Annotated in this window: 25 protein-coding genes and 1 tRNA gene; 19 read left to right on the forward strand and 7 right to left on the reverse strand. The window is 63.5% G+C overall.

The annotated features are described in order from the left end of the window. Positions 1–32 precede the first annotated feature (32 nt). The 5 genes from ACM61V_RS14825 (at position 33) to ACM61V_RS14845 (ending at position 4,627) form a co-directional block, all read left to right on the forward strand. Positions 33–1,127 carry a DUF3089 domain-containing protein gene (locus ACM61V_RS14825; RefSeq protein WP_137786426.1) on the forward strand — a complete coding sequence of 365 codons (1,095 nt, stop codon included), beginning with the start codon at positions 33–35 and terminating at the stop codon, positions 1,125–1,127. Beyond that, complete coding sequence (ruvX, locus tag ACM61V_RS14830) at positions 1,124–1,582, forward strand: Holliday junction resolvase RuvX (RefSeq protein WP_137786427.1); 459 nt, start codon at positions 1,124–1,126, stop codon at positions 1,580–1,582. The genes ACM61V_RS14825 and ruvX overlap by 4 nt, the downstream gene beginning before the upstream one ends. 117 nt (positions 1,583–1,699) lie before the next feature. Then, entirely contained in the window at positions 1,700–2,371 is a 672-nt protein-coding gene (locus ACM61V_RS14835; RefSeq protein WP_137786428.1) for a DUF4893 domain-containing protein, read from the forward strand. A gap of 52 nt (positions 2,372–2,423) precedes the next feature. Next, positions 2,424–3,416, forward strand: coding sequence for an aspartate carbamoyltransferase catalytic subunit (locus ACM61V_RS14840; RefSeq protein WP_137786429.1), 993 nt, complete (start codon positions 2,424–2,426; stop codon positions 3,414–3,416). Then, a complete protein-coding gene (locus tag ACM61V_RS14845) occupies positions 3,413–4,627 on the forward strand; it encodes a dihydroorotase (RefSeq protein WP_137786430.1) in 1,215 nt (404 codons plus the stop codon). The genes ACM61V_RS14840 and ACM61V_RS14845 overlap by 4 nt, the downstream gene beginning before the upstream one ends. Positions 4,628–4,654: 27 nt before the next feature. Here ACM61V_RS14845 and ACM61V_RS14850 read toward each other — a convergent pair whose 3' ends face one another. Genes ACM61V_RS14850 through ACM61V_RS14860 form a run of 3 tightly spaced genes read right to left on the reverse strand, consistent with a single transcriptional unit; the run spans position 4,655 to position 7,300 of the window. Beyond that, the gene (locus ACM61V_RS14850) at positions 4,655–6,013 is read right to left on the reverse strand and encodes an SPOR domain-containing protein (RefSeq protein ID WP_137786431.1); all 1,359 of its coding nucleotides are present in this window, start codon (positions 6,011–6,013) and stop codon (positions 4,655–4,657) included. 22 nt (positions 6,014–6,035) lie between these two features. After that, positions 6,036–6,584, reverse strand: a complete 549-nt coding sequence (locus tag ACM61V_RS14855) for a hypothetical protein (protein ID WP_137786432.1) — start codon at positions 6,582–6,584, stop codon at positions 6,036–6,038. Further along, positions 6,584–7,300, reverse strand: coding sequence for a ParA family protein (locus tag ACM61V_RS14860; RefSeq protein ID WP_137786433.1), 717 nt, complete (start codon positions 7,298–7,300; stop codon positions 6,584–6,586). Before ACM61V_RS14860 ends, ACM61V_RS14855 begins: the two co-directional genes overlap by 1 nt. Positions 7,301–7,513: 213 nt before the next feature. Between ACM61V_RS14860 and ACM61V_RS14865 the strand changes: the two genes are divergently transcribed. Next, positions 7,514–8,521 (forward strand): SPOR domain-containing protein, encoded by a 1,008-nt coding sequence (locus ACM61V_RS14865; RefSeq protein ID WP_137786434.1) that lies wholly within the window; start codon positions 7,514–7,516, stop codon positions 8,519–8,521. 592 nt (positions 8,522–9,113) lie between these two features. Here ACM61V_RS14865 and serB read toward each other — a convergent pair. Next, the gene (gene serB, locus ACM61V_RS14870) at positions 9,114–9,995 is read right to left on the reverse strand and encodes a phosphoserine phosphatase SerB (RefSeq protein WP_137786497.1); all 882 of its coding nucleotides are present in this window, start codon (positions 9,993–9,995) and stop codon (positions 9,114–9,116) included. A gap of 65 nt (positions 9,996–10,060) precedes the next feature. Here serB and miaA point away from each other — a divergent pair, with 65 nt between their 5' ends. The 11 genes from miaA (at position 10,061) to ACM61V_RS14925 (ending at position 20,728) form a co-directional block, all read left to right on the forward strand. After that, the gene (miaA, locus tag ACM61V_RS14875; RefSeq protein WP_137786435.1) at positions 10,061–10,984 is read left to right on the forward strand and encodes a tRNA (adenosine(37)-N6)-dimethylallyltransferase MiaA; all 924 of its coding nucleotides are present in this window, start codon (positions 10,061–10,063) and stop codon (positions 10,982–10,984) included. Positions 10,985–11,062: 78 nt separating this feature from the next. After that, positions 11,063–12,808, forward strand: coding sequence for an acetolactate synthase 3 large subunit (locus tag ACM61V_RS14880; RefSeq protein WP_137786436.1), 1,746 nt, complete (start codon positions 11,063–11,065; stop codon positions 12,806–12,808). A 64-nt stretch (positions 12,809–12,872) separates the two neighbouring features. Then, the gene (gene ilvN, locus ACM61V_RS14885; RefSeq protein ID WP_137786437.1) at positions 12,873–13,388 is read left to right on the forward strand and encodes an acetolactate synthase small subunit; all 516 of its coding nucleotides are present in this window, start codon (positions 12,873–12,875) and stop codon (positions 13,386–13,388) included. Positions 13,389–13,457: 69 nt separating this feature from the next. Further along, entirely contained in the window at positions 13,458–14,477 is a 1,020-nt protein-coding gene (gene ilvC, locus ACM61V_RS14890; protein ID WP_137786438.1) for a ketol-acid reductoisomerase, read from the forward strand. Positions 14,478–14,569: 92 nt separating this feature from the next. Beyond that, entirely contained in the window at positions 14,570–15,343 is a 774-nt protein-coding gene (locus ACM61V_RS14895) for a hypothetical protein (protein ID WP_249341505.1), read from the forward strand. Beyond that, positions 15,244–16,053: a YceI family protein gene (locus ACM61V_RS14900; protein ID WP_349290318.1), complete on the forward strand. Its 810-nt coding sequence runs from the start codon at positions 15,244–15,246 to the stop codon at positions 16,051–16,053. Before ACM61V_RS14895 ends, ACM61V_RS14900 begins: the two co-directional genes overlap by 100 nt. Before the next feature lie 7 nt (positions 16,054–16,060). Continuing rightward, on the forward strand, positions 16,061–16,672 hold the full coding sequence (locus tag ACM61V_RS14905) for a TMEM175 family protein (RefSeq protein WP_249341506.1): 612 nt from the start codon (positions 16,061–16,063) through the stop codon (positions 16,670–16,672). A 168-nt stretch (positions 16,673–16,840) separates the two neighbouring features. Then, the gene (gene leuA, locus ACM61V_RS14910) at positions 16,841–18,499 is read left to right on the forward strand and encodes a 2-isopropylmalate synthase (protein ID WP_137786439.1); all 1,659 of its coding nucleotides are present in this window, start codon (positions 16,841–16,843) and stop codon (positions 18,497–18,499) included. Positions 18,500–18,580: 81 nt separating this feature from the next. After that, positions 18,581–19,987: a M20/M25/M40 family metallo-hydrolase gene (locus tag ACM61V_RS14915; protein WP_137786440.1), complete on the forward strand. Its 1,407-nt coding sequence runs from the start codon at positions 18,581–18,583 to the stop codon at positions 19,985–19,987. A 135-nt stretch (positions 19,988–20,122) separates the two neighbouring features. Then, a complete protein-coding gene (locus tag ACM61V_RS14920) occupies positions 20,123–20,371 on the forward strand; it encodes a hypothetical protein (protein WP_137786441.1) in 249 nt (82 codons plus the stop codon). A gap of 281 nt (positions 20,372–20,652) precedes the next feature. Beyond that, positions 20,653–20,728: transfer RNA gene (locus ACM61V_RS14925), tRNA-Ile, on the forward strand. 99 nt (positions 20,729–20,827) lie between these two features. On the opposite strand, the gene ACM61V_RS14930 is transcribed toward ACM61V_RS14925, so the two are convergent. Genes ACM61V_RS14930 through ACM61V_RS14940 form a run of 3 tightly spaced genes read right to left on the reverse strand, consistent with a single transcriptional unit; the run spans position 20,828 to position 23,348 of the window. Continuing rightward, complete coding sequence (locus ACM61V_RS14930) at positions 20,828–21,205, reverse strand: reverse transcriptase-like protein (RefSeq protein WP_137786442.1); 378 nt, start codon at positions 21,203–21,205, stop codon at positions 20,828–20,830. Continuing rightward, the gene (locus tag ACM61V_RS14935) at positions 21,190–21,738 is read right to left on the reverse strand and encodes an rRNA large subunit pseudouridine synthase E (protein ID WP_137786443.1); all 549 of its coding nucleotides are present in this window, start codon (positions 21,736–21,738) and stop codon (positions 21,190–21,192) included. Before ACM61V_RS14935 ends, ACM61V_RS14930 begins: the two co-directional genes overlap by 16 nt. Beyond that, positions 21,735–23,348 carry an NAD(P)/FAD-dependent oxidoreductase gene (locus ACM61V_RS14940; protein ID WP_419714094.1) on the reverse strand — a complete coding sequence of 538 codons (1,614 nt, stop codon included), beginning with the start codon at positions 23,346–23,348 and terminating at the stop codon, positions 21,735–21,737. The genes ACM61V_RS14935 and ACM61V_RS14940 overlap by 4 nt, the downstream gene beginning before the upstream one ends. Positions 23,349–23,557: 209 nt before the next feature. Here ACM61V_RS14940 and kynU point away from each other — a divergent pair, with 209 nt between their 5' ends. Continuing rightward, complete coding sequence (gene kynU / locus ACM61V_RS14945) at positions 23,558–24,751, forward strand: kynureninase (protein WP_137786445.1); 1,194 nt, start codon at positions 23,558–23,560, stop codon at positions 24,749–24,751. Beyond that, positions 24,748–25,566, forward strand: a complete 819-nt coding sequence (gene kynA / locus ACM61V_RS14950) for a tryptophan 2,3-dioxygenase (protein ID WP_137786446.1) — start codon at positions 24,748–24,750, stop codon at positions 25,564–25,566. The genes kynU and kynA overlap by 4 nt, the downstream gene beginning before the upstream one ends. The last annotated feature ends 76 nt before the right edge of the window (positions 25,567–25,642 follow it).

Consider the following 25,642-nt stretch of genomic DNA (forward strand, 5'->3'; position numbering starts at 1 on the left):
CGCGCCGGTCTGCTCGGGCAGTCACACGCGTGATGGCTCGCAAATTTCTCTACATCATTGCCTTTCTGACAGCATTGGTGATCGTCGCCGCGATCGTTTTCCGCGTCTGGGGCAACGAGCTGATCCGCTGGCGTTTCGTGCCCGGCGTTGCGTTTGAGGCGCGCGCGCCATTGCCGGACAACGCCTACGCCCTGCCGAAAATGTGGTTCGCGCGGCCGGGCGTGAAGGAAAAAGCGGCATCGTGGACCCCCGCCGGCTACAAGACGGCGGCAGGGCCTGCATCGATCTTTTTCATTCACCCCACGTCCTATCTCCAGCGCGACGGCTGGAATGCGCCGCTGGGCGACAAGGAAGCGAACGAACGCACCGCATTATACCTTCGGGGGCAGGCTAGCGTGTTCAACGCGGCCGGAGATATCTGGGCACCGCGTTATCGGCAGGCGACCTTCGGCTCGTTCCTGACGACCAGCCCGGACGCCGCTCGTGCACTGGATGTCGCCTATCGCGACATAACGCAGGCATTCGATGTATTTTTGCGTGAGATCGGGCCGGATCGACCGATCATCCTCGCCGGGCACAGCCAGGGCGCGCTGCATCTTATGCGCCTGCTCAAGGAGCGCGTCGCCGGCACGCCGCTAGCGCATCGGATCGTTGCGGCCTATGTGATCGGCTGGCCGATCAGCCGCAGCGCCGACCTTCCGGCACTCGGCCTGCCCGAATGTACCGCGCCGGATCAGCGCGGCTGCGTGCTTTCATGGGAGACGTTCGCCGAACCGGCCGATCCCACGCTGATCCTCGATATTTTCGACCGCACCACTGGCCTCACCGGCCGGCCGCGACGCGGCACGCGAATCGTCTGCACCAATCCCCTGACCGGCACCGCCGACGCCGACGCTCCCGCCAGTGCCAACAAAGGCACGCTGTTTCCTTCACAAGACATGTCGGGGGCGGTGATCGATCCGGGCAAGGTGCCGGCGCGCTGCGCCGGGCGAGGCTTGCTGCTGATTGGCACCGCGCCGCAGCTTGGACCCTATGTGCTGCCCGGCAACAACTACCACGTCTATGATTATGCCCTGTTCTGGGGTAGCATCCGGGCGGATGTGGCGCGCCGACTGTACGCGCGATGATAACCACCATCGTCTCCGATTTCCGCGATACCCTGCCCGGCGGCGGCCGGCTGATCGGGCTGGATGTCGGCACCAAGACGATCGGCACGGCGCTGTGCGACGCGCAATGGACCTTCGCCAGCCCCGCCCTGCTCGTCCGGCGCAACAAGTTCACCAGGGACAAGGAAATGTTGCGGGCGCTAATCGTGGAACAGGCGGTTGTCGGCCTCGTTATCGGTCTGCCTATCAACCTCGACGGCAGCGAGAGCCCGCGCAGCCAGTCCACCCGCGCCTTCGCCCGTAATGTCGCCGATCTCGGCCCGATATTGCTGTGGGACGAACGCTGGTCAACGCAGGCGGTGACACGCACGCTGATCGAGCAGGATGCGAGCCGCGCGAAACGCGCCGAGCTGGTCGATAAAATGGCCGCCGCCTACATCCTGCAGGGCGCGATAGATGCGCTGGTGCGCGCCTGATAGATCCTCGGACGCGGCGAGCCGATCGGCGCGCGTTTACCTTTCGTTAACCACGAAGTTTTACTGTTTGTTAACGCGGTCGCTGTCCGGTGGCCGCCGGTTTGCGTGGAGAGATTGATGGTTCGCGGATGGCTTCTGGCCGGGATGGCCGGCGTCGCACTTGCGGGATGCGCCACGCGGGATTCGGCAATGCGCCCTCATGCGACCGTCGATACCAGCACGCCGACCCCGGAATGGATGCGGATCGCAACGCCCGCCGGGATGCGATCGCTAGAAACGCTGGATGCGCATTTCGCGCGCGCAGTCCGCGCCCTGCCCCGCGCCGCAGTCTCCAAGGCCCGGGCTGAGGGCCCCCTGCTCGATCCGGACGCGGCTCAACTCGCGCCACAGGTATCACCGGGGCCATATCATTGCCGGCTGATCAGGCTGGGCGGCGCGCGGGGCTTCCAATCGTTCGCGCCCGATATCTGCTATATCCTCGCCGATACCGGCAGCCTGTCCTTCGCAAAAGCGTCGGGCGAGAACCGACCGGACGGGCGCCTCTATGCCGATGGCGACAAGCGGATGGTGCTGCTCGGCACCGCGCGGCGAGAGGGCGAGAAGACGCAGCACCGTTATGGCGATGATCCCTCGCGCGATATCGTCGGCCTGATCGAGCGCGTCTCATCGTTTCGCTGGCGAGTGATCCTCGATCGCTCGGCAGCACCCGGCGGCGTGCTGGATGTGTACGAAATGGTCCCCGTGCCACCGGAGGTTAAAGGTGCGAAGCCGATGGTGCCCAACGACTAACGGGAAAACACCGTTGCGCCCACCCGCCCCGATCACTATCCGCTGACCTTCGATGCCTGATCCGTCGGACCACCGCCCCGCCACTCTCATTCCGGGCGGCGCTGTTTTCCCTCATCGCCACCTCACCGGCATCGAGGGCCTGCAACCGCATGAGATTATGTTTTTGCTCGACGAGGCGGAACGCTGGATCGCATCGAACGCCGAGCACGCGCCGCCGGACAAGCGACTCGCCGGCCTGACACAGATCAACGCCTTCTTCGAGAATTCGACCCGGACGTTGCTGTCGTTCGAGATCGCCGGGAAACGTCTGGGAGCCGACGTGGTGAACATGCACGCTGCACAATCGAGCGTGAAGAAGGGTGAGACGCTGATCGATACCGCGATGACGCTCAACGCGATGCGCGCGGATGTGATCGTCATCCGCCATATGTCCTCCGGCGCGGTGCGGTTGATCGCGGACAAGGTTGACTGTCCCGTGCTAAACGCCGGCGACGGCCGACACGAACATCCCACACAGGCGCTGCTGGATGCCCTGACGATCCGGCGGCGGCGCGGCGGAATCGCGCACCAGCGCGTCGTGATTTGCGGCGATCTGATGCACAGCCGCGTCGCGCGCTCGAATATTTTGGCGCTCACCGCGCTCGCCGCCGAGGTCCGCGTCTGTGCGCCGACCACGCTGATGCCGGCCGCGATCGAACGGATGGGCGTGACCGCCTTCACTGATTTCGATGCCGCGCTTGAAGGTGCGGATGTAGTGATGATGCTCCGGCTCCAGACAGAGCGGATGTCAGGGGGCTATGTCCCATCGCCCCGCGAATATCACCTGCGTTACGGCCTGACGCTGGAGCGACTGGCTCGCGCCAAGCCCGACGCGCTGGTGATGCATCCCGGCCCGATGAATCGCGGCGTGGAGATCGATTCGAACGTTGCCGATCACGTCGAGCGTTCTGCGATCACGGAGCAGGTGGCGATGGGCGTGGCGGTGCGCATGGCCTGCCTGGACGTGCTCACGAGGCGCGCACGCGGCGTAAAGGGATGGGCATGACCCCGGCGCTCCATTTCCAGAATGCCCGGATCGTCTGCCCCGATGGCGGTGAGCGGCCGGGCGACCTGTGCATCGCGAACGGCGTGATTACGGATCGCCCGGCGGACGGGGCGGCGATCATCGATTGCAATGGGCTGATCCTTGCGCCCGGCATCGTCGATCTCGGCGTCGCGACGATCGATGACGCCGCCTTTCGCGCTGGCGGGATCACGCGCGTCGGGCTGATGCCGGATCAGACGCCGGTGCTGGACGAGCCCGGGATCGTCCAGCGCTCCGCATTGATCGGCAAGCCCGACCTTTGGATTCATCCAATCGCGGCCGCAACGCGCGGACTTCAGGGCGAGGAACTGGCAGAGATGGCAATCTGCCAGTCAGCCGGCGCGCGCGCGATAGGCACCGGCCGCGGGTGGATCGCCGATTCCGGCGTGATGCGGCGCGTGCTCGATTATGCGCGCGATCTCGGCCTCACGCTCGTCACCCACGCCGAGGATGGTGGACTCACGGGCGAGGCAGTGGCGACCACCGGCGAAACGGCGACGCGGCTCGGCCTCCCCGCCGCGCCCGCCGTGGCGGAAGCGCTGGCGATCGCGCGCGATTTGATGTTGGCGGAGGATGCGGAAGCGGCGATCCATGTTCGTCAGGTCACGACGGCGCAGGGCTTCGATCTCGTGCGCGCAGCCAAGCGTCGCGGGGTAAATGTGACGTGTGGCATAACACCTGCTCATCTTCTGCTGTCGGATATTGCGATAAGTGATTTCCGATCCTTCGCGCATCTGTCGCCACCGCTGCGTTGCGAGGACGATCGCCGCGCCGCGTTGAAGGCTTTGTCCGACGGCACGATCGACGTGTTATGCTCCGGCCATGACCCGCGGGGGCCGGAAGAAAAGCGCCTGCCTTATGCGGATGCCAGCGCCGGCGCATCGGGCGCGGAAACGCTGCTACCGCTCGCACTTGGCCTCGCACGGGACAACGGCATCGCCATCGACCGGCTGTTCGCCCTGCTCGCCCGCAATCCGGCCGCCATTCTTGGGGTGGAAGCCGGGTCGCTACGGATTGGAGCACCCGGCGATGTCATTCTGATCGACGATCAGGCACCGTGGCAGATCGATGCCGAAAAGATGGCTGGCAAGGCTGGAAACACGCCGTTCGACGGTCTGCCGGTTCAAGGGCGTGTACGCAGGGTGTTCAAGGGCGGCCGCGAGATCCACTGATATCGGGCGGCGCCAGTTTCCAGCGGATCAGCGCGAGGCGAGTTGCACCCCGCCTTTGGTCCATTGGGCAACCTGATCACCTGCTCCCGCCCGGACGAAGCAGACCCCGCCCTTCGCACGATAGGAACGGCACGTCGCGTCCGCATCGGCGCGCGTGAAGCCGCCGATCGATAGGCGATAGAATTCCTGGCTCGATGTTTTGAAGGTCATGCCAGCCGGCGCCTTGCCCGAAAACCCGGCGAAGCGATGCTGTGCGCGTGCCCAAGCATCCTTGGCAACCCCGGCGGACGAGAATGCGCCGATCTGGACATACCAGTCGCCCTTTTCCTTTCCGCGCACGATCGCGCGGCGCGCCGCATCGTTCTTTGCTACCATCGCCTTCGCAGCCGCGAAGGTGCTCGCCGGCAGCGCCTGCACAAATTCCTGGCGCGGCGCGAACGTTACTTTAGCGAAGGCGGGAGCAATGGTCGCCGTTGCGGTGGCCGGGGCGGGTACAGCAACCGAAGGGGGCGCCCCGGCGGTTTCGGCGGTGGCGAGCTGCGTGGGCTTCGGCTCCGGCTTCGGCGCGGTCATTACCGACGCGCCTGCATCCACCGGCGCAGTTTTCGCCACGGCAACGGGCGCTACCGGAACGGACGCGTTTAGCGCGAGCGCGACCGGCTGGCCCGGATCCTGCGCCGGCGTGACGCCCAGTAACGCCGCGACCTGATCCGCGGCGTGATTCGGCTTGGCGAACGTCGCCCATTGCATAATCCGCTGGTCGGCCTCCGCCGGCGGCAAATCTATGCCCGCGATGTTGCGCGCTTCCTGCCACTGTCCGGCGAGCGCCATTGCGAGTGCCAGATTCTGCCGGGTCTTGGGCGTAGCACTTGGCGAACGGGTCGCCGCGATCAATATGCTGACGCCCTTCGCCGGATTGCCCGCCAGCGCAAGCGCTAGCCCCAGATCGGTTACGTCGATCCGTTCGCCATGGATGTCGAGGGTCTTCTGTGCGAGTTCCCAATGCCCGCCGGCGATCTGCGCGAGCGCCAGATTCAGCGCGGCGCGCGAATCGGTGGGAGAGAGCGTCAGCACGTCACCATATGCGGTTTCCGCCGATGTGAAGCGGCCCGCCTTGAGATAGCTTTGCCCCAACAGCACGCGATAGCCCGCGTCACGCGGCTGCATCGCCACCGCCGACTCCGCAAAGGAAACGGCCTGCCCGATACGCCCACTTGCCAGCGCCTTGCGCGCCTTGTCTGCGTTGGTTGCGGCCTGCTTTGCCATGGCCGCATCGTTGCGGCTGCCGGCGGAGGCAACGCCTGTGCCGCCCTGTGCACAACCGACCATTGTCCCGCCGAATGCCAGCGCCGAAAGGCTGAGGGTGGCGAGCGCACGAATATTCATGACCATGTTCCTGTCTTCCCGATCAGCGCCGTTTGCGCGGCGGGAGCTGCCCGACGAGCGTCTCCACTTCCGGCAGGGTGGCGATGAAGGCGTCCAGCGCCTCGGTTACGAGCTGCTGCGCAGAGCGATTTCGGGTCGCCGTAGCGAGCCTCAGGCGCAGGTGACGCTCCTCATCCAGCCGCAGCGTGAAGGCGGATTTGCGCCGATGCGCTGTCTCGCGGCGAATACGGGCCGCCGTGGCGACCGACACATCGATCGCCGCAGGCAGCGGGGTCGAAACCATTTGCTGGATTTCGGGCGTATCCGTAGCGGTTTCGAGCTGCGGTTCGGCTATCGCTTCGGGATGGGCGACGGGCTGAACCGCCACGCTTTCCTGCAACGCCTCGCGCTCGATCAGAACCGGCGGTACCGGTGGAGCCGGTGCGGGCTCCCCCATGTCGTTCCAGCCGAGTTCGTCGCCGGCACTGACGAGACTGGCGAAACCTTGCGGACGCATCGCGGGGCGTGCCTGCCCCTTGCGGGCGAGGAGGCCCGACGAAAGCGACGCGAGCGGCTTTGGCGCCCCCAGCATCAGCCCATCACCCGCCGACCGAAGCCGGCCGCTGCTGGCCGCGCGGGCGTGAAGCCATTGACGGCGCTGGGCGCCGAAAAGACGGTGCGGCGGAAGTTCTTTTCCAACCGATCCGAGATATAGCTCCACAGCGCGATCACTTCGCCTGCGGATTTACCATTTGGATCTGTTTCCATAACCGTCCGTCCGTCGATCATCGACGCGGCGAAATCGGTGCGCTGATGGATCGTGATCGGCGCGACCGTGCCGTGCTGCGACAGCGCGACCGCCGCCTCGCTGGTGATTCGCGCTTTCGGCGTTGCAGCGTTTACCACGAAGATCAGCGGCTTGCCGGCACGCTCGCACAGATCGACTGTAGCGCCAACGGCGCGCAGATCGTGCGGGCTGGGTCGGGTCGGAATCACTATCAGTTCGGCGACTTGGATCACGCTCTGAATTGCCATCGTGATCGCCGGCGGCGTATCGATGACCGCGAGCTTGAAGCCCTGCTGGCGCAGCACTTCCAGATCAGCTGCAAGCCGTGCGACCGTTGTCTGCGCGAACGCGGGATACTCCGCCGTCCGCTCGTTCCACCAGTCCGCGAGCGAGCCTTGCGGATCGATATCGATGAGCACGACCGGCCCGGCTCCTGCGAGCTGCGCCTGCACAGCGAGATGGCCGGACAGGGTCGTCTTGCCCGACCCTCCCTTTTGTGATGCCATTGCGAGAACGCGCATGAGTTCCTCAAATCCACCTGTTCGGGCAGAGAAATGACACGCGGGAGGATAAGGAAAGGTAAATGCCACGGAAGGGCGCGTGTTTACTCTTCGCCCTGCGCGACGGCACTGAACGATCGCTCCACCGCGGACTATACGGGAAGGAATGGTTAATTGCTGGAGTGTAAACCATCGGGCATGGTGCGTGAAAAGAAGCGGGATGAGGGCTCGGCGATGAGGATTGCTTACCTCGGCGCAGTCGCGCTGTTGTTGACGACGATGCCAGCGCTGGCCGAAGTGAAGGCGGGCGTCGACGCCTGGGGGCGGGGCGACTATGACAAGGCGATTGCCGAATGGCGCAAGCCCGCGATCGCTGGTGATGCGGATGCCCAGTTCAACATGGGCCAGGCATACAAGCTGGGGCGCGGTGTGCCCGCCGATCAGAATCAGGCGATAGACTGGTTCCGTAAGGCTGCGCTCCAGGGCCATCCGCAAGCGGAGGACAATTACGCGCTGATCCTGTTTCAGGAAGGCCGCAAGACAGAGGCGTTGCCCTGGCTCGAAAAGTCGGTCGCGCGCGACGAGAAGCGAACCGAGCTTGTTCTGGGAACGATGCTGTTCAACGGCGACGCGGTGACGAAAGACTGGGCACGCGCCTTCGCCCTGGTCACGCGCTCGTCTCAACAGGGTTTGCCGCAGGCATCGCAGACGCTCGCGCAGATGGACGGTTACATCGCACCTGAGCAGCGTCAACAGGGGCTGGCACTCGCGAAACGGATCGAAAACGACGGCCGCAGCGCGCGCCTGGCCGCAGCGAGCAGGCCGTCGTCAGCGTTGCAGCACACCGCCGCGCTTGATCTGCCGCGTCCTTCGGCGGCCAAGTCGACCGGCCAAGGCTATCTACCACCGGCCAAGCAACCAGCCCCCGCTCCTAAGCCAGAGAATGCCGAAAAGGCAGAGCCGGCGCAGCATTCCATGCCGGCGAAATCGAAGGCACCCAAGCCCACCCTCGCCCAGGCCACATCGACGGGTGGCACCTGGCGCATCCAGCTCGGCGCATTCCGCGATGAGAACAATGCGCGCGCGCTCTGGGGCAAGGTCGGCGGCAAGACCGGCGGCCGCGTAAGCTACGTCAAGGCGGGGGATATTACCAAGGTGCAGGCAAGCGGCTTCGCGAGCAAGGCAGCGGCGCAGGCGGCTTGCGGTAAGGCCGGAGTCGCCTGTGTAGTGGTCGGGCCATAGTGTGAGTATTGGTCGAACGCTGTCAATTTACGTACCACCCCCGGCTGCGATATCCGATAAGCGTTGCAATCGGGCGGGTCGCAACGCCTTGAGCCTACACGTATAAGACACCCTCCTTTTGGGGAGTAGCTTCCGGCCGTAGCCGGGTTCACGTCAACATATTTGTCCGGGTAGTTATTTTGGACATTGCGTGATCAGCGGGTACAATTCGCATAGCGAGACCAGCGAATCCCACTGCCGAGCCGGCCGGTGTGGGGACATGTCTTGTGCGGCGGGTCTCAATGCCCCCCAGTGCTGTTGCCCTGCTTTCGATGAGCATGTCGACCAACGCTTTTGCGGCAAGGGTTGGTCGCGGCGCGTCGAACCGCTTGTCCTTCTTCAGGCCGTCCGCGCAGGGGATGTGTTTGGCGTGATCGAAGCGCTGACCCTAATCATCGGTTGGGAATTGAGCATGGTGGCGGCAAGGTGCGTTCGGCAGCTCGACCATCGATCGCCTTCTCGTTGCTGAGCATCGTTGACCGGAAATGGTTTTCGAGGCTGCGCGCCGGAACGATGGAGGCTCCGGTCATCAGAAATTGTGCGAACCCTGCCCTTACCCCCTTATCCAGTCATCGCGCGCAATCCCCTGCGCCCATAGCAGCGCGGTGAGATCGCCATAGTCAATCCGCGCCGCCGCCGCCGTCGCGACGATCGGCTTGGCGTGATAGGCGACGCCCAGTCCGGCGATACCGATCATGGCCAGGTCGTTCGCGCCGTCGCCCACCGCAAGCGTCTCGTGATCGCCGAGGTCGAGTTCGGCGCGCATCGCGCGCAATGTGTGTTCCTTGGTGGAGGCATCGACGATCGGCTTGGCCACCGTGCCGGTCAGCCGGCCATCGCTCACGCCCAGGCGGTTTGCGATCACGCGATCAAACCCGATCTCCTTCCCGACCGGCTCGGCGAAGGCGGTGAAGCCGCCAGAGACGAGCACGGCGTTCGCGCCACGCGCGCGCATCGTGCGCACCAGTTCGACCGCGCCCGGCATGATCTTCACCCGCTCGGCGCGGCAGCGATCAATCGCGTCGGCGCCAAGCCCCTCAAGCAGTGCGACACGCGCATCGAGCGCCGCCGCGAAATCAAGTTCACCGCGCATCGCGGCATCGGTGATCTCTGCGATCCGTGGCTTGAGCCCGGCGTAATCGGCGAGTTCATCGATACACTCGACGGTTATCATCGTCGAATCCATGTCAGCAACGATCAACTTCTTCTCTCGCCCGTCGGTCCGCTGGACGATCGCATCTACGCGATCGAACCGCCCCTCAAGCGCCATACGCGCAGCAGCGGGATCATGCGCAAACGAGATATCCGCGGCATCGCCCTCATCCAGCCAGACCGCCTCGCCCGGCGCGCACCGGGCGGCAGTCAGCCGTTCAGTGGCGTCGGCGAGGATGTGGGCGGAAAGCCTTCCCGTTGCTATCAACGTCGCCGTGAACATGCCCAATACGAAATCCCTTATGCTCCCGTCGATCCGCACAGCCGCTCAGGATATCGGCCGTCGCCATGACTGAACCGCGCAAGCCGACGGTCGCGCTCATTGCAGGGCCGACGGCGAGCGGCAAGTCCGCGCTGGCGATTGCTCTGGCGGAAAGCGCAAATGGCGTCGTCATCAACGCCGATGCGAGCCAGGTGTATCGCGATCTGCGCGTTATTTCCGCCCGGCCCGACGCGGCGGATGAGGCGCGCGTGCCGCATCGTCTCTTCGGTTACATCGATGGTGCGGTCGCCTGTTCGGCGGCGCAATGGGCGGCGGACGCGCGGCTTGAGATCGCGGCGGCGCATAGTGCGGATCGCCTGCCTGTGCTGGTCGGCGGGACCGGGCTATACCTGCGTACGCTGCTCGACGGTATTGCGCCTGTGCCGGAGATCGACGCTACGATCCGGGCCGAGGTGCGCGCCATGCCGGTTACGGAAACCTATGCGGCACTGACGCGGGAGGATCCGGCAGCCGCAACGCGGCTCAACTCTGGCGACACCACCCGGATCGCCCGCGCGCTTGAAGTGGTGCGGTCCACGGGTCGTTCGCTCGCCGATTGGCAGGTCGAGCGCGCTGGTGGAATCGGCGACGCGATCGAGTTGCGCCCGCTGATCCTGCTTCCCGACCGGGACACGCTGGTGGCCCGATGTGACGCCCGGCTGGTCCAAATGTTCGATCATGGCGCCGTCGAGGAAGTCGCAGCGCTGGTGGCCCGCACAGATCTCCCCGACGATGCGCCGGTACGGCGGGCGATAGGCGTGCCGGAGATCACGAAAATGCTGATGGGCGATCTTACGCGGGAAGAGGCGCTGCTTGCCGCCCAGTTATCCACGCGACGTTATGCCAAGCGGCAATACACCTGGTTCCGAAATCAGCCCCCGCCGATTTGGCCTCGGCGATCAGCCCTCGCGAACGGCAGTTTGAAACAATATTTCCTCAATATTCCTTGACGAGTAATTTTCGATGCCCTAGCGCCCGCCGTCCGCACCCGCTATTCGCTGGCGCAGCATGATAGAGGAGTGATCGAAGTGACCGAGAAGAGCGGAGCAGACATCCTTGTCGAGGCGCTGTGCGATCTCGGCGTGGAAGTCATCTTCGGCTATCCTGGCGGAGCGGTTCTCCCGATTTACGACGCGATTTTCCGCGCCAAGCGCATCCGCCACGTCCTTGTTCGCCACGAACAGGCGGCCACGCATGCGGCGGAGGGTTACGCGCGGTCCACGGGCAAGCCTGGCGTGGTGCTCGTGACCTCCGGCCCCGGCGCGACCAATGCGGTCACCGGCATCACCGACGCGCTGATGGACTCGATCCCGATGGTTGTCATCACCGGTCAGGTGCCGACGACCCTTATTGGAACGGACGCTTTCCAGGAGGCGGATACCGTCGGCATTACGCGTCACTGCACCAAGCATAATTATCTGGTGAAAGATCCGGCCCGGCTTGGCGACGTTATTCACGAAGCTTTCCACATCGCCACCTCCGGCCGCCCCGGCCCCGTGGTTATCGACATTCCCAAGGACGTGCAGGTCGCCACCGCTAACTATACCAAGCCTGGCCCGATTCAGCACAAGAGCTATCGCCCGCCGGTGAAGGCGGATCGGCGCAGTATCGAGCAGGTCATCGATATGCTGGCGGCCGCCGAGCGGCCGATCTTTTACACTGGCGGCGGCGTCATCAATTCGGGGCCAGGGGCAAGCCAGTTGCTGCGCGAACTGGCGAAGATCACAGGTGCGCCGGTCACATCCACGTTGATGGGTCTCGGCGCCTATCCCGCCTCCGGCCCGCAATGGCTGGGGATGCTGGGCATGCACGGCACTTATGAAGCCAATATGGCGATGAATCAGGCGGACCTGATCGTCGCGATCGGCGCGCGCTTCGACGATCGCGTGACCGGCCGACTCGATGCTTTCAGCCCGAACAGCCGCAAGGTTCATATCGACGTGGATCGATCGTCGATGAACAAGACAGTGCGGATCGACCTGCCCATCCTGGCCGACGCAGGCCATGCGATGGAGGACATGATCCGCATCTGGAAATCGCGCCAGCATCCAAAGCCAGACATCACCGAATGGTGGCGCCGGATCGATGGCTGGCGAGCGGTGAACAGCCTCGATTTCCCCGATGGCGGCGACGAGATCATGCCGCAACGCGCCATAAGGGCGTTGTGGGACGCGACGCATGCAAGAGCGCCAATCATCAGCACCGAGGTTGGCCAGCATCAGATGTGGGCGGCGCAGCATTTCGGCTTTGAAAGTCCGAACAAGTGGCTCACGTCCGGCGGCCTTGGCACAATGGGATACGGGCTGCCAGCCGCGATCGGGGCGCAGCTCGGCAACCCAAAGGCGCTTGTGATCGATATCGCCGGTGAAGCCTCGATCCAGATGAACATCCAGGAGCTTGGCACCGCCACGCAATATCGCCTCCCGGTGAAGATTTTCATTCTCAACAACGAATATATGGGAATGGTCCGACAGTGGCAGGAACTGACCTATGAAAGCCGCTATGCCGAAAGCTATTCGGATGCGCTGCCCGATTTCGTGAGGCTCGCGGAAGCTTATGGCTGGAAAGGCATCCTTATCGAACGGCCCGACCAGCTCGACAGCGGCATTGCGGAAATGCTCGCGCATGACGGCCCGGTGATGGTTGATTGCCGGGTGGCGAAGCTCGCCAACTGCTTTCCCATGATCCCCAGCGGCGCGGCGCACACCGATATGATCCTGCAGGCCAACGAGGTTTCGGGCACGATGAACGACGAGGCGAAAGCGCTCGTCTAATCTGTAACGTTGCGAGAAGCTTCCACCATTTCAGGGAGGTCCCGGCGCTGGCCGGGATGATGACATGCATATCAGGGAAGAAAAGGCCGAGCGTCACACGCTGGCGGTGATCGTCAACAACGAACCGGGCATCCTCGCCCGGATCGCGGGGCTGTTCACTGCGCGCGGCTACAATATCGAAAGCCTGACGGTGAGCGAGATAACGGCGGACAAGTCCGTCAGCCGCATCACGATCGTCACCTCGGCTTCCCCGCCGGTGCTGGAGCAGATCGTCGCGCAGCTCGATCGGCTGGTGCCGGTCCATCGTGTTCATGACCTCACGGCGGATGGCGCGCATGTCGAGCGCGAGCTGGCGCTGGTGAAGGTACGCGGCACCGGCGATCACCGGATCGAGGCGCTGCGCCTGGCCGACGTCTATCGCGCCCGCGTGGTCGACGCCACCACCTCCAGCTTCGTGTTCGAGGTGACTGGCGGCATCGACAAGATTGACAAGTTTGTTGAGCTGATGGGCGAAGTCGGCCTGATAGAGGTCGCGCGCACCGGGATCGTCGCCATCTCGCGCGGAAACGAGGCAGCCTGACCCTTTTCTATCCATCGCCCACCGACACGTGGGCTGCACCTATATGCTTTGCACGAAAGGATTGATGACATGCGTGTCTATTACGATCGCGACGCCGATCTGAACCTCATCACCGACAAGAAAGTCGTAATCCTCGGTTATGGCTCGCAGGGCCACGCCCATGCGCAGAACCTGCGCGATTCGGGGGTGAAGGACGTCGCCATCGCCCTGCGCGAGGGCTCGATGACCGCGAAGAAGGCGGAAGGTGCCGGCTTCAAGGTGTTGTCGAACAAGGAAGCGGCGCAATGGGCCGACATCCTGATGATCCTCGCTCCTGACGAGCATCAGGCGGAGATCTGGGAGCGCGATCTCAAGGGGAATATGAAACCCGGCAGTGCGATCGCGTTTGCGCACGGCCTCAACGTGCATTTCGGTCTGATCGAGCCGCCCGCGGATATCGACGTCATTATGATCGCGCCGAAAGGCCCCGGTCACACGGTGCGAAGCGAATATGCGCGCGGCGGCGGAGTGCCTTGCCTGATCGCCATCCACCAGGACGCAAGCGGCAACGCGCATGATATTGCGCTCGCTTATGCCTCTGGCGTCGGCGGCGGCCGCTCCGGTATCATCGAGACGAACTTCCGCGAGGAATGCGAAACCGATCTTTTTGGCGAGCAGGCCGTGCTGTGCGGCGGCGCGACGGCTCTCGTGCAAGCCGGTTTCGAAACGCTGGTAGAGGCCGGCTACGCCCCCGAGATGGCGTATTTCGAATGCCTTCACGAACTCAAGCTGATCGTTGATCTGATGTATGAAGGCGGGATCGCCAACATGCGCTATTCTATCAGCAACACCGCCGAGTATGGCGATATCACCACCGGCCCGCGCATCATCACTGACGAAACCAAGAAAGAGATGAAGCGGGTGCTGGCGGATATCCAGTCCGGCCGTTTCGTGAAGAATTTCGTGCTGGACAATCGAGCCGGCCAGCCCGAGCTGAAGGCTGCGCGCAAGGCAGCCGCTGTTCATCCGATCGAGCAGGTCGGCAGCAAGCTACGGGCGATGATGCCGTGGATCAGCGCCAACAAGTTGGTGGACAAGGAGCGCAACTGATCGTTCCGTAATCCATCTGTAATCCGAAAACCGCGACGAACCGTTTTCGTCGGCAGGTGCAATGACGCCCTCGCCTCGCTAGAGGCGTGGGCGTGATTCGGACGGCGTCCTATCGATCATCGTCGTACCAATCCCAGGTCGGCGTGCGCGGTCGCGCCGGCTCGTTGTTGCTGGCGCTTGGCATTGGCGTGCTTGTCGTCCTCGCACTTATCACCGTTGGTGCGATCACCGGCACGCCCGTTTTGGTGGATATGCGGCCGCTCTCCACCTTCAACGTATCCCAGACCAAGGGGCAGCAGCCGACCAAGACAAAGGAGATCGCGCCGCGGCCAAAGGTCTCGAAGCAAGATAAGGAAGAGCATCGCGCCGCGCCACCGAAGCGATCGACCCCCATCCCTACGCCGCCCATAACGCTGCCCGGCGTCATCAACCTGTCGCGTGCCGATTATGTCGCCTCCGATATCGGGCGGATCAAATCGAAGCGTGATCAGGTCGCTTCTTCTGACGGGGAGGATGGCGACAAGGCTACGCCGAACGGCGCGCGCGTCGCGGTCGCAGGCGGCGCGCCGGGCGGCGCCGATCTCTATTACGCAGAATGGTATCGTGAGCCGTCACGCGCGGAAATGGCAACCTATCTGCCCGCCAACGCGCGTGAAGGATGGGGCATGGTGATCTGCCGGATTGCCGAGCGTTATCATGTCGAGGATTGCCGCGAGATTGGCGAGACGCCTGGTTCGGGCATCTCGCGCGCGCTTCGGCAGGCTTCATGGCAGTTCCTGGTCCGTCCGCCGCGCATCGGCGACAAGCCGATGATCGGCGCCTGGGTCAGGATCAAATTCGATCTGATTCACGGCCCGGTGAAGTAAGTTCCGCCGAAACGGCCCGTTTCGATATTACACGCTTCCGCAACGGGCGCGCATGTGGTTCTATCGCGATGAATAAAAAGGGAGCCGCCCCAATGCGTTTCGCCGCTTTTGCCATCATCGCCCTCGCATCCGCCTCGGTCATCGCGCAAATGCCGACCACACCGCCCGGCAAGCCGGACACCGCCGCCATTGTCGCTGGCACCTACAAGGTCGATCCAAATCACACGCTGATCGAGTGGACGGTCGATCACCTCGGCTTCACGCCATATTTCGGGCTGTTCGGCGATACGACCGGCACGCTTGCGCTAGATCCGGCCAAGCCGAACGAGGCAAAGGTCGATGTCACAATCCCGGTGAGCAAGGTGCTCACCACCAGCGCCGGCCTGACCGCGCATCTGCTGAAAGCGCCCGCGCCCGGCGCGAAACCGGATTTCTTCGGCCCGAATCCATCCGATGCGCATTTCGTTTCAACGAAGGTCACTACCAGCGGCCAGACCGCAAAGATCGATGGCAATCTAACGCTTAATGGCGTGACCAGGCCGGTGACGCTCGACACCAAGTTCTTTGGGGCTGGCAAGATGATGGGCAAGGATAACGTCGGCTTCACCGCGAAAACGACGATCCGGCGCAGTGAATTCGGTATTGGTTTCGGCGTGCCGATCATTTCTGACGAAGTGGAACTGAAAATCAGCGCTGCGTTCCAGAAGTAGGCGCGCAATGGCGGGCGAAGGGGATGGCAAGGACCAGGGTATCGGCCGGATAGAGGCATTCTCCGATGGTGTGATCGCGATCATTATCACGATTATGGTGCTTGAACTGAAAGTACCGGCCCAGGACGGCATCAGCCACATCCTGTCGATGTGGCACCTCTTCCTCGCCTACTTCGTGAGTTACATCTACGTTGGGCTTTACTGGGGCAATCACCACCGGCTGCTCGGTCATGCCCGCACCGTCAGCAACGCGCTGATCTGGTCTAACCTTGCACTACTTTTTGGATTGAGCCTCGTGCCGTTCGGCACCGCCTATCTCGGCGAGCATGAATTCAGCCAGACGGCGACGCGGGTCTATCTCATAACGTTGCTCCTGCCCGCGATCGGCTACGCGTGGCTGCAGCGCATCATCGCGCGCACCGGTGCGCAGCATGATCGCGCGCGCGATTATCATCTGCGCACCACGCGGAAGGGCTATTTCGCGGTACTCGTCTATTCGGCCGGTTTCGTGCTGACCTTGGTGTCGCCGTGGCTGGGCATCGTCTGCGCGGGTGTGGTGGCGTTGTTCTGGATTCTGCCACAGACACCTTTCGACCGCTTGTTCGCGCGCCGGGGCTAGACAGGAGTGCACCAAGGACGCTACCGCACGTGTCGATGACGCGGGCACTCGGCCTTCTCCTTCGACTTACGCGCCCTTAGGCGCGAACTCTGCCGCGTGCCCGGCACGCCGACGCGCCTAAGGGCCAAGCCGAACGACCCGAACGCCCTCCCGCACAAGAGAGCCGTCATGCTGCGCGATCCCTCCATGAAATACCGCCCATTTCCGACCATCCAGATCCCGGACCGCACCTGGCCGTCCAAGACGATCACGAGGGCGCCGCGCTGGCTCTCCACCGATCTGCGTGACGGTAATCAGGCGCTGATCGATCCAATGAATGCGGAGAAGAAGACGCGCTTCTTCGATCTGCTGGTGAAGGTGGGGATCAAGGAAATAGAGGTTGGCTTTCCCAGCGCGGGAGCAACCGAATTTGATTTCATCTCCGGGCTGGTGAGTTCGGGCCAAATTCCCGACGACGTGACGATCCAGGTGTTGACGCAATCACGCCGTGACCTGATCGAGACCAGTTTTCAGAGCCTTAAAGGCGCGAAGCAGGCGATCGTTCATCTCTACAACGCTGTCTCGCCTGCTTGGCGGAAGATCGTGTTCGGCATGTCCCGCGACGAGGTTCGCCAGATCGCTATCGAGGGGGCTAAGGTTCTGCGAGACGAAGCGGCCAAGCAACCGGATACCAGCTGGACCTTCGAATACAGCCCCGAAACCTTTTCAACTGCCGAACTCGATTTTTCGGTCGAAGTGTGCGCCGCAGTCATGGATATCCTGCGCCCGACGCGGGAAAACCCTATCATCCTCAATCTGCCCGCCACAGTCGAGTGCGCGACGCCAAATGTCTATGCGGATCAGATCGAATGGTTCGCGCGCAATATTCCGAACCGAGACAGCGTGGTGATCTCGCTGCACACGCATAATGATCGCGGTACTGGCGTCGCCGCTGCGGAGCTCGGATTGATGGCGGGCGCGGATCGGGTCGAGGGCTGCCTGCTTGGAAATGGCGAGCGCACCGGCAACTGCGATCTCGTGACCGTCGCACTAAACATGTACACGCAGGGCGTCGATCCGAAGCTGGACCTGTCGGACATCGACGAGGTTGTAAAGACGGTGGAATATGCCACGAACATTCCAGTCCATCCGCGCACCCCTTATGCTGGCGAACTGGTGTTCACCGCTTTCTCCGGCAGCCATCAGGACGCGATCAGAAAGGGCTTTGCCACGCAGGCGGCCCGCAACGACGACTATTGGGAAGTACCCTACCTACCGATCGACCCGGCGGACCTTGGCCGCAGCTACGAGGCGGTGATCCGGGTCAACTCGCAATCCGGCAAGGGTGGCGTCGCCTGGGTGATCGAGCAGGATAAGGGGCTGAAACTGCCCAAACGGATGCAGGCCGATTTCAGCCGTGTGGTGCAGGCGCTGGCGGATCAGACAAGCCGTGAACTCAACGCTGCCGATATCTGGGATGCGTTCGACAGCACTTATCTGCCCGCGGCGCGGGACCGCTTCGTGTTGCTCGACTACGAGGAAACCGGCGCGACCGGCGATCGCCGATTCGTGGGGCGCGTGGCTATCGATGGCGAAGAGCGCTCGCTGTCGGGGCGCGGCAACGGCCTCATCTCCAGCGTTATCGCCGCGCTCGCAGAATCGGCGGGACCGGCACTTGAGGTGGTGGATTACAGCGAGCATGCGATCGGTCACGGCGCGGACGCGCAAGCGGCGACGTATCTTGAATGCCGCACCGGCGACGGACGCACCGTCTGGGGTGTTGGCATCGATACCGATATCGCCACCGCCAGCGTTCGCGCGGTGCTGAGCGCCGCAAACCGCGCCTGAGGCCGTTGCGATCTTCGGCAAGCGTGATTGTCACAATCGCGATCGCTTGCGAGGCGGGCGCCCGCGCCTTACCGCAGACGCATGAAGAACCGTTTCCTCGCCGCCATGCTGGCGCTCACCCTGCCTTTCCCCGTAGTGGCGCAGCGCGTCGCACCAGTAACCCCGGCCCCCGTCGATCCCGGCGTCGCCGCGCTTCGAGATGCCGCGCTTAAGGATGATATCGCCTATAGTATCGTGGAGGGGCTAACGACAGAAGTGGGGCAGCGCCTTGCCGGCACCGAGGCGGAAGCGCGCGCGCGAAACTGGGCAGTGGCGAAGCTGAAGGAACTGGGATTCGATAACGTACGCAGCGAGCCTTACCGCATGCCCGTCTGGGTGCGCGGCGATGAGAGGGCGGAGATCGTCGCGCCTTTCCCGCAGAAGCTCGTGCTCACCGCGCTCGGCAATTCGGGCGCAACGCCAGCCAATGGCCTCACTGCGGAAGTGGCGGTGTTCAAGACATTCGGCGATTTTATGAATGCGCCCGATAGCGTGATCAAGGGCAAGATCGTCTATGTCGGCAACGCCATGGCACCCACGCAGGACGGGTCCAGCTACGGGCAGTCCGGCATCGCGCGCTTCTCAGGGCCCGGGATCGCTGCGCGGCGGGGGGCGGCGGCCATGCTGATCCGCTCGATCGGGACCGACACGCATCGCACGCCGCACACCGGCGTCACCAATTTCCCCGATGGCGTGAAAGCGATTCCGGCCGCCGCACTATCCGTTCCTGACGCGAAGCTGATCGAGGCCATGGCAGCGCGCGGCAAGCCGCTCGTGTTGAAACTGGTCCTGACGCCGCGTCAGATCGGCGAGCGCGAATCGGGCAATGTCATCGCCGAGGTTCCCGGCAGTGATCCTAACGCGGGGATCGTCCTGATCGGCGGGCACCTAGACAGCTGGGATCTCGCCACCGGAGCGATTGACGATGCTTCCGGTGTGGCGATCACGGCGGCCGCTGCGAAGCGAATCCTGGATTCCGGCAAACAACCGCGTCGCACGATCAGGGTCGTCTGGTTCGGCTCTGAGGAGGTCGGCGGCTTCGGCGCCAAGGCCTATGAAAAGCGTCACGGAACGGAGAAGCACGTCGTCGCAGCGGAAAGCGATCTCGGCGCAGATCGAATCTGGCGGTTTCAAGCGTCGCTGCCCGCAACCGCCGCAGCGGTGGTGGATCGGATCACCAGTGCGGTCGCGCCGCTCGGAATAGTGCATGGCCAAGGCGAGGGGGGCGATGGCGCCGATATCGGCCCGATCGTGGCCAAGGGCGTCGCGGGAATCGACTTCAATCAGTCCGCTCTGCACTATTTCGACACGCATCATACTGCCGACGACACGCTAGATCGCATCGATCCCGAGGCACTGCGCCAGAATGTCGCGGCTTGGACAGCGATGCTCGCGATTATCGCCAATGCGCCGGAAGAAATCGGACCGGTGGAGCGCAAATCGCGCTGAAAAATCGTGGTTCGATCCGTCGCATCCTTTCTGTTTCGTGAATTTCCTCATTGACCCACCGAAACGGTTCGGTATTCCGGGGTTTCGCGACGGCGAGGGTCGGCCGCGATGATTGTTATGCTTGGGAGCATCCGAATGAAGAAGTTTGCCTTTGTTCTTGCTGCCGCCGGCCTGATGTCCGTTGCGGCCTGCTCGAAGCCGGAGACCCCGGCCGAGAACAACGCCGATGTTGTGGCGGACAACCTCCAGAGCGCTGCGGACAACCTGGACGCGGTTGCTGACAACACGTCTAACGCTGTTGCCGCTGGTGCGCTGGCGAATGCCGCCGACAACCTGAACGCGACTGCGGACAACGTCCGCGACGCGGCGTCGAACGCACATTGATCGGCTGACGAGCCGAAAGGCTCGTCATATCGGTACAGGGAGGGGGTGCTCTTTAGAGAGCGCCCCTTTTCTATGAATGGCCGTTTGGGCTGTCGAGCGCAGAGCCGAGGCCGCGCTTGTCACGCAGTGGCTGGGCGAATCACTGTCGGAAATGGTGGGTCTGGCGCGATCCAGCTACGGCGCCGATCGCCTGCGGAAGCGCGGTCTAAGGCGAGACCACTCCGCCGGATATTGAAGCGGGGTTGCGCCGTCGGATAGCGATGCTAGTCACGAGCGCGCGTGGGCCTGTAGCTCAATGGTTAGAGCTGGCCGCTCATAACGGCTAGGTTGCGGGTTCGAGTCCTGCCGGGCCCACCAATCCCCGTTCTCCTGCACGAACTGACGGGCGTGAAAGCAGGCACTTTATCGGCAGCGCGTGCCCGCGCGATCTCACAAGCGACTGAAAATATCGGCATGTCAGCGCGCGATCCCGGCCAGCGCAATGCCAGCAAGATTCTGAGCGCGACGCACATAGCGAGTATGCAGCGGAAGGAGTGCAGTGCCTATCTCCGTCAACTTCACGAAATGCTGGGCCGCCGCGCGCCTGCATTTCGCTGCTCCGCCAGCCTGACGGACAACGGCAAGCGAATCACCAAGGAAGACCGGGTCGGAGAGGCCAAGGTCCAGCGTGATCTCTACTGCGCGGATCAGCGCCAGCCATTCGGCGTCCATGCTTGTTCCGGGGCCGAGATCGCGCTGGATATATGTTTGTCCCCTAACCACCACAGCCGTCTCCATGCCGGCGGGCGCGGGGCGACAGCCGCCGTCGAAATAGACCTTCACGCTGCGTGGCATCGCCACTCGCCCGGCGAGATGTCGTCGATCGCCCAGTCGCCAATGCTCCAGCGGATCAGGCGCAAGGTCGGATGGCCCACGGCCGCCGTCATGCGGCGCACCTGGCGATTGCGCCCTTCGCGGATCGTCAGACTGATCCAGCAATCCGGTACGTTCTTGCGGACGCGGATCGGCGGGGTCCGCGGCCACAATTGCGGATCGTCCAGCCGCCCCGCCTCAGCGGGTCGCGTCAGGCCGTCCTTCAGGCGCACACCGCCGCGCAGCGCGTCCAGTGCCGCGTCGGTCACCTCGCCTTCGATCTGCACCAGATAGGTCTTTGGCAGTTTGAAGCGGGGATCGGCGATGCGCGCCTGCAACCGCCCGTCGTCAGTCAACAACAACAACCCCTCGCTATCCCGATCGAGCCGCCCTGCCGGATAAACACCCGGCACATCGATAAAATCCGAAAGCGTACGGCGCGTTGATCCGGCGGCAGCGCGATCGGTGAACTGGCTCAGCACATCATAGGGCTTGTTGAATAAAATCAGCGTCACGGCATCATGCTCAACGCGACCGCCTCAGCGACTTTGATACCATCGACCGCCGCCGAAAGGATGCCACCCGCATAACCCGCGCCCTCACCTGCCGGAAAAAGGCCTCGCGTATTGAGGCTCTGGAAATCCTCGCCGCGCGTAAACCGCACGGGCGAGGATGTTCGCGTCTCAACGCCGGTCATCACGACGTCCGGGTGGTCGTAGCCCGCGATCTGACGTCCGAAGACCGGTATAGCCTCACGCATGGCTTCCACCGCAAAATCAGGCAGGCATTGCGCAAGATCGGCCGGCGTTACACCCGGTCGGTAAGATGGAACGACGCTGCCCAGCGATTCCGATGCCCGACCCGCGAGGAAATCGCCGACGCGCTGGGCGGGCGCGCGATAGTTTGATCCGCCCGCAACATAGGCGAGCGACTCCCAGTGCCGCTGGAACGCGATGCCGGCGAGCGGATCGCCGGGGTAATCGCGGGCCGGATCGATCGCGACGACGAAGCCCGAATTGGCGTTACGCTCGTTACGCGAATACTGGCTCATTCCGTTGGTCGCGACGCGCCCTTCTTCCGATGTGGCGGCAACGACCGTGCCGCCCGGGCACATGCAGAAGCTGTAGACGGTGCGCCCGTTCCTGCAGTGATGGGAGATATGATATTCGGCAGCGCCCAGAATCGGATTGCCTGCATCCGCGCCAAAGCGCGAGCGATCGATCCACGATTGCGGATGCTCGATGCGCACCCCGATCGAGAAGGGCTTGGCCTCCACATGCACGCCTGCCGAATGGAGCATGGCGAACGTGTCTCGCGCGCTGTGCCCTATCGCCAGTTCAACGTGATCCGCCTCCAGATAAGTGCCATCACGAAGGTGCAGCCCCCGCACCCGCCGTTCGCCAGCGGCATCGGTCGCGATATCGATGCCGTCCACCTTGTTCTGCCAGCGATATTCGCCGCCAAGCCCCTCTATCGTCTCGCGCAGGCTTTCGACCATCGTCACCAGCCGGAAGGTGCCGATATGTGGATGAGCCTCGGTGAGGATCTCAGGCGGTGCGCCGGCCTTCACGAATTCGGTCAGCACCTTTCGATCCAGATGACGTGGGTCTTTGATCCGGCTGTAGAGCTTGCCATCGGAAAAGGTACCCGCACCACCCTCCCCGAACTGCACGTTTGACTCGGGGTTCAGAACGCTCTTCCGCCAAAGCCCCCAGGTGTCCTTGGTCCGCTCGCGCACCACTTTGCCGCGATCGACGATGATTGGCCGGAACCCCATCTGCGCGAGGATGAGGCCAGCGAACAGCCCACACGGCCCCGCACCGATTACCACCGGGCGCTTCGCGCCAACGGGCGCCTGGCCGACGAACCTGTAGCTGGTGTTGGGCGTCGGCTGGACATTGCGATCCTTGCGGAAGCGCGCGAGGACCGCAGTCTCGTCCTTCACATTCACGTCGATCGAGTAGACGAGCTGAATATCGGTCTTATCGCGAGCATCGTGCGCTCGACGGGCGATGACGTGCCGCACCAGTTCGCGTGGAGTAATGCGAAGCCGCTTGCATATCGCGGCGGGCAGCGCCTCCGGCGGATGGTGCAGCGGCAGCCTCAGTTCGGTCAGGCGGAGCATTCGATCGCCTCTAGCCCGGCGGCGGCGGCGCGCCAATCACCTGCGGTGACAACCTGGATTTGCAGGCTATCACCGCAAACTCCTTACCCCTATTGGGCTTGACGCGAGGATGAAAAAGCGGCTTCCCGATCTTCTGAACGCCGCGATCGGTACGCCTGGACGCCCATTCGGCGCCATCGGCGCTTCCGCCGGCACGACAAGGGCCATGCATGACCGATTTCACCGCTACGAAAGCGCGTTTCCGGCTGCCCGAGGGCGTGATCTATCTCGACGGCAATTCGCTCGGGCCATTAGCGATTGGCGTCGAGGAACGTCTTGGACGAGTAGTTGCGGAGGAATGGGGCGGCGAGTTGATCCGGGCCTGGAACAGCGCCGGCTGGATGACACAGCCCACCCGCGTCGGCGATCGCATCGCAAGGCTGATCGGCGCGGAAAAAGGCAGCGTCGTGATGGGCGATACGCTTTCGATCAAGGTCTATCAAGCACTGGCCGCGGCGCTCGCAATGGTCCCGGATCGCCGCATCGTCCTGTCCGACAACGGGAATTTCCCCAGCGATCTTTATATCGCCGAGGGATTGCTGCGCTCACTTGGCCCTGATTACGTGTTGCAGATCGTAGAGCCCGAGGAAGTTGTCGATGCTATTGACGAGCGCGTCGCGGTGGTGATGCTGACCGAGGTGGATTACCGCACCGGGCGGCGTCACGACATGCCCGCGCTCACTCGGCAAGCGCATGCGAGCGGGGCGCGGGCGATATGGGATCTTGCACACTCGGCCGGCGCGCTGCCGGTGAACGTGGCTGCGGGTCGCGCGGATTTCGCGGTCGGCTGCACGTACAAATATCTCAACGGTGGCCCCGGGGCGCCGGCTTTCATCTATGTCGCTCCGCGCCACGCCGATGCTGCGCTTCCCGCCTTGTCGGGATGGATGGGCCACGCCGCGCCCTTTGCGTTCGAACAGGGTTACAGGCCCGGTCCTGGCATTGAGCGAATGCGCGTCGGCACTCCACCGATCCTTGCCCTGGCCGCGCTAGATGCGGCGCTCGACGTTTGGGACGAGGTTCAGATAGCGGACGTCCGCTCCGCCTCGATTCGGCTGAGTGAGCGCTTCATCGCCGAGGTAGAATCGCGCTGCCCGGCGCTGTCGCTAGCCTCCCCCCGCGATCCGGCCCAGCGCGGTAGCCAGGTATCGTTCCGCCATCCCGACGGCTACGCAATTATGGGAGCCCTGATCGCGCGCGGCGTGATCGGCGATTTTCGCGCGCCGGATATACTGCGCTTCGGCTTCGCGCCGCTCTATCTGGGCGAGGATGAGGTGATCGCGGCGGCGCGCGTCCTCGTCGATGTGCTCAATTCCAGGGCGTGGGACACATCCGACTTCAGAAGCAAAGGGCTCGTGACATGACCGATTCAGCGCCGGGCGCTCGAACAGATTTCACCGCCACCATGGCCTACGGCGATTATCTGCGCCTCGATCGGTTGCTCGACGCGCAGACCCCCCTGTCGAACGCGCACGACGAACTGCTGTTCATCATTCAGCACCAGACATCCGAGCTGTGGATGAAGCTGGCGATCGCTGAAATTCGCGCCGCGATTGAGGCGCTCAGAGCGGATCGCCTGCCCGTGGCTTTCAAGATGCTGACCCGCGTTGCGCGCATATTCGAGCAGCTCAATGGTGCCTGGGACGTACTGCGCACGATGACGCCCAGCGAATATACCGAATTTCGCGAAACGCTGGGTGCGTCGTCCGGCTTCCAGTCCTTTCAGTACCGCGCGATAGAGTTCCTCGTCGGCAACCGCAACGCGGCCATGCTGAAGCCTCACGCGCATCGCGCCGAAGCGGTCGCCGCGCTCGATGCGATCCTGGGGGGGGCGAGTTTGTATGACGAAGCGATAATAGCGCTGGAACGCCACGGCATCGCGACCGGCGAGCCGCGACGTGACTGGCGCCAGCAACGCGTGGAGAGCGACAGCGTCACCGCCGCATGGAAGGTCGTCTATCAGAATCCCGAAGCACATTGGCAGCTTTACGAACTCGCCGAGAAGCTGGTCGATTTCGAGGATTATTTCCGCCGCTGGCGGTTCAATCACGTCACGACGGTAGAGCGGGTCATCGGCTTCAAGCGCGGCACCGGCGGCACTGCCGGGGTCAGCTATCTGCGCAAGATGCTCGACGTGCAGCTATTCCCGGAATTATGGCGGGTGCGGACCGAATTGTAGAGCCGGATCCCGGGCCTGAAACGGCCTTTCAATCACAACCGCCGCGCAAGATTTGTGAAAAACCCCGGCAAGGGGA

The organism is Sphingomonas sp. TX0543, from assembly GCF_048565505.1.
Taxonomy (GTDB): domain Bacteria; phylum Pseudomonadota; class Alphaproteobacteria; order Sphingomonadales; family Sphingomonadaceae; genus Sphingomonas.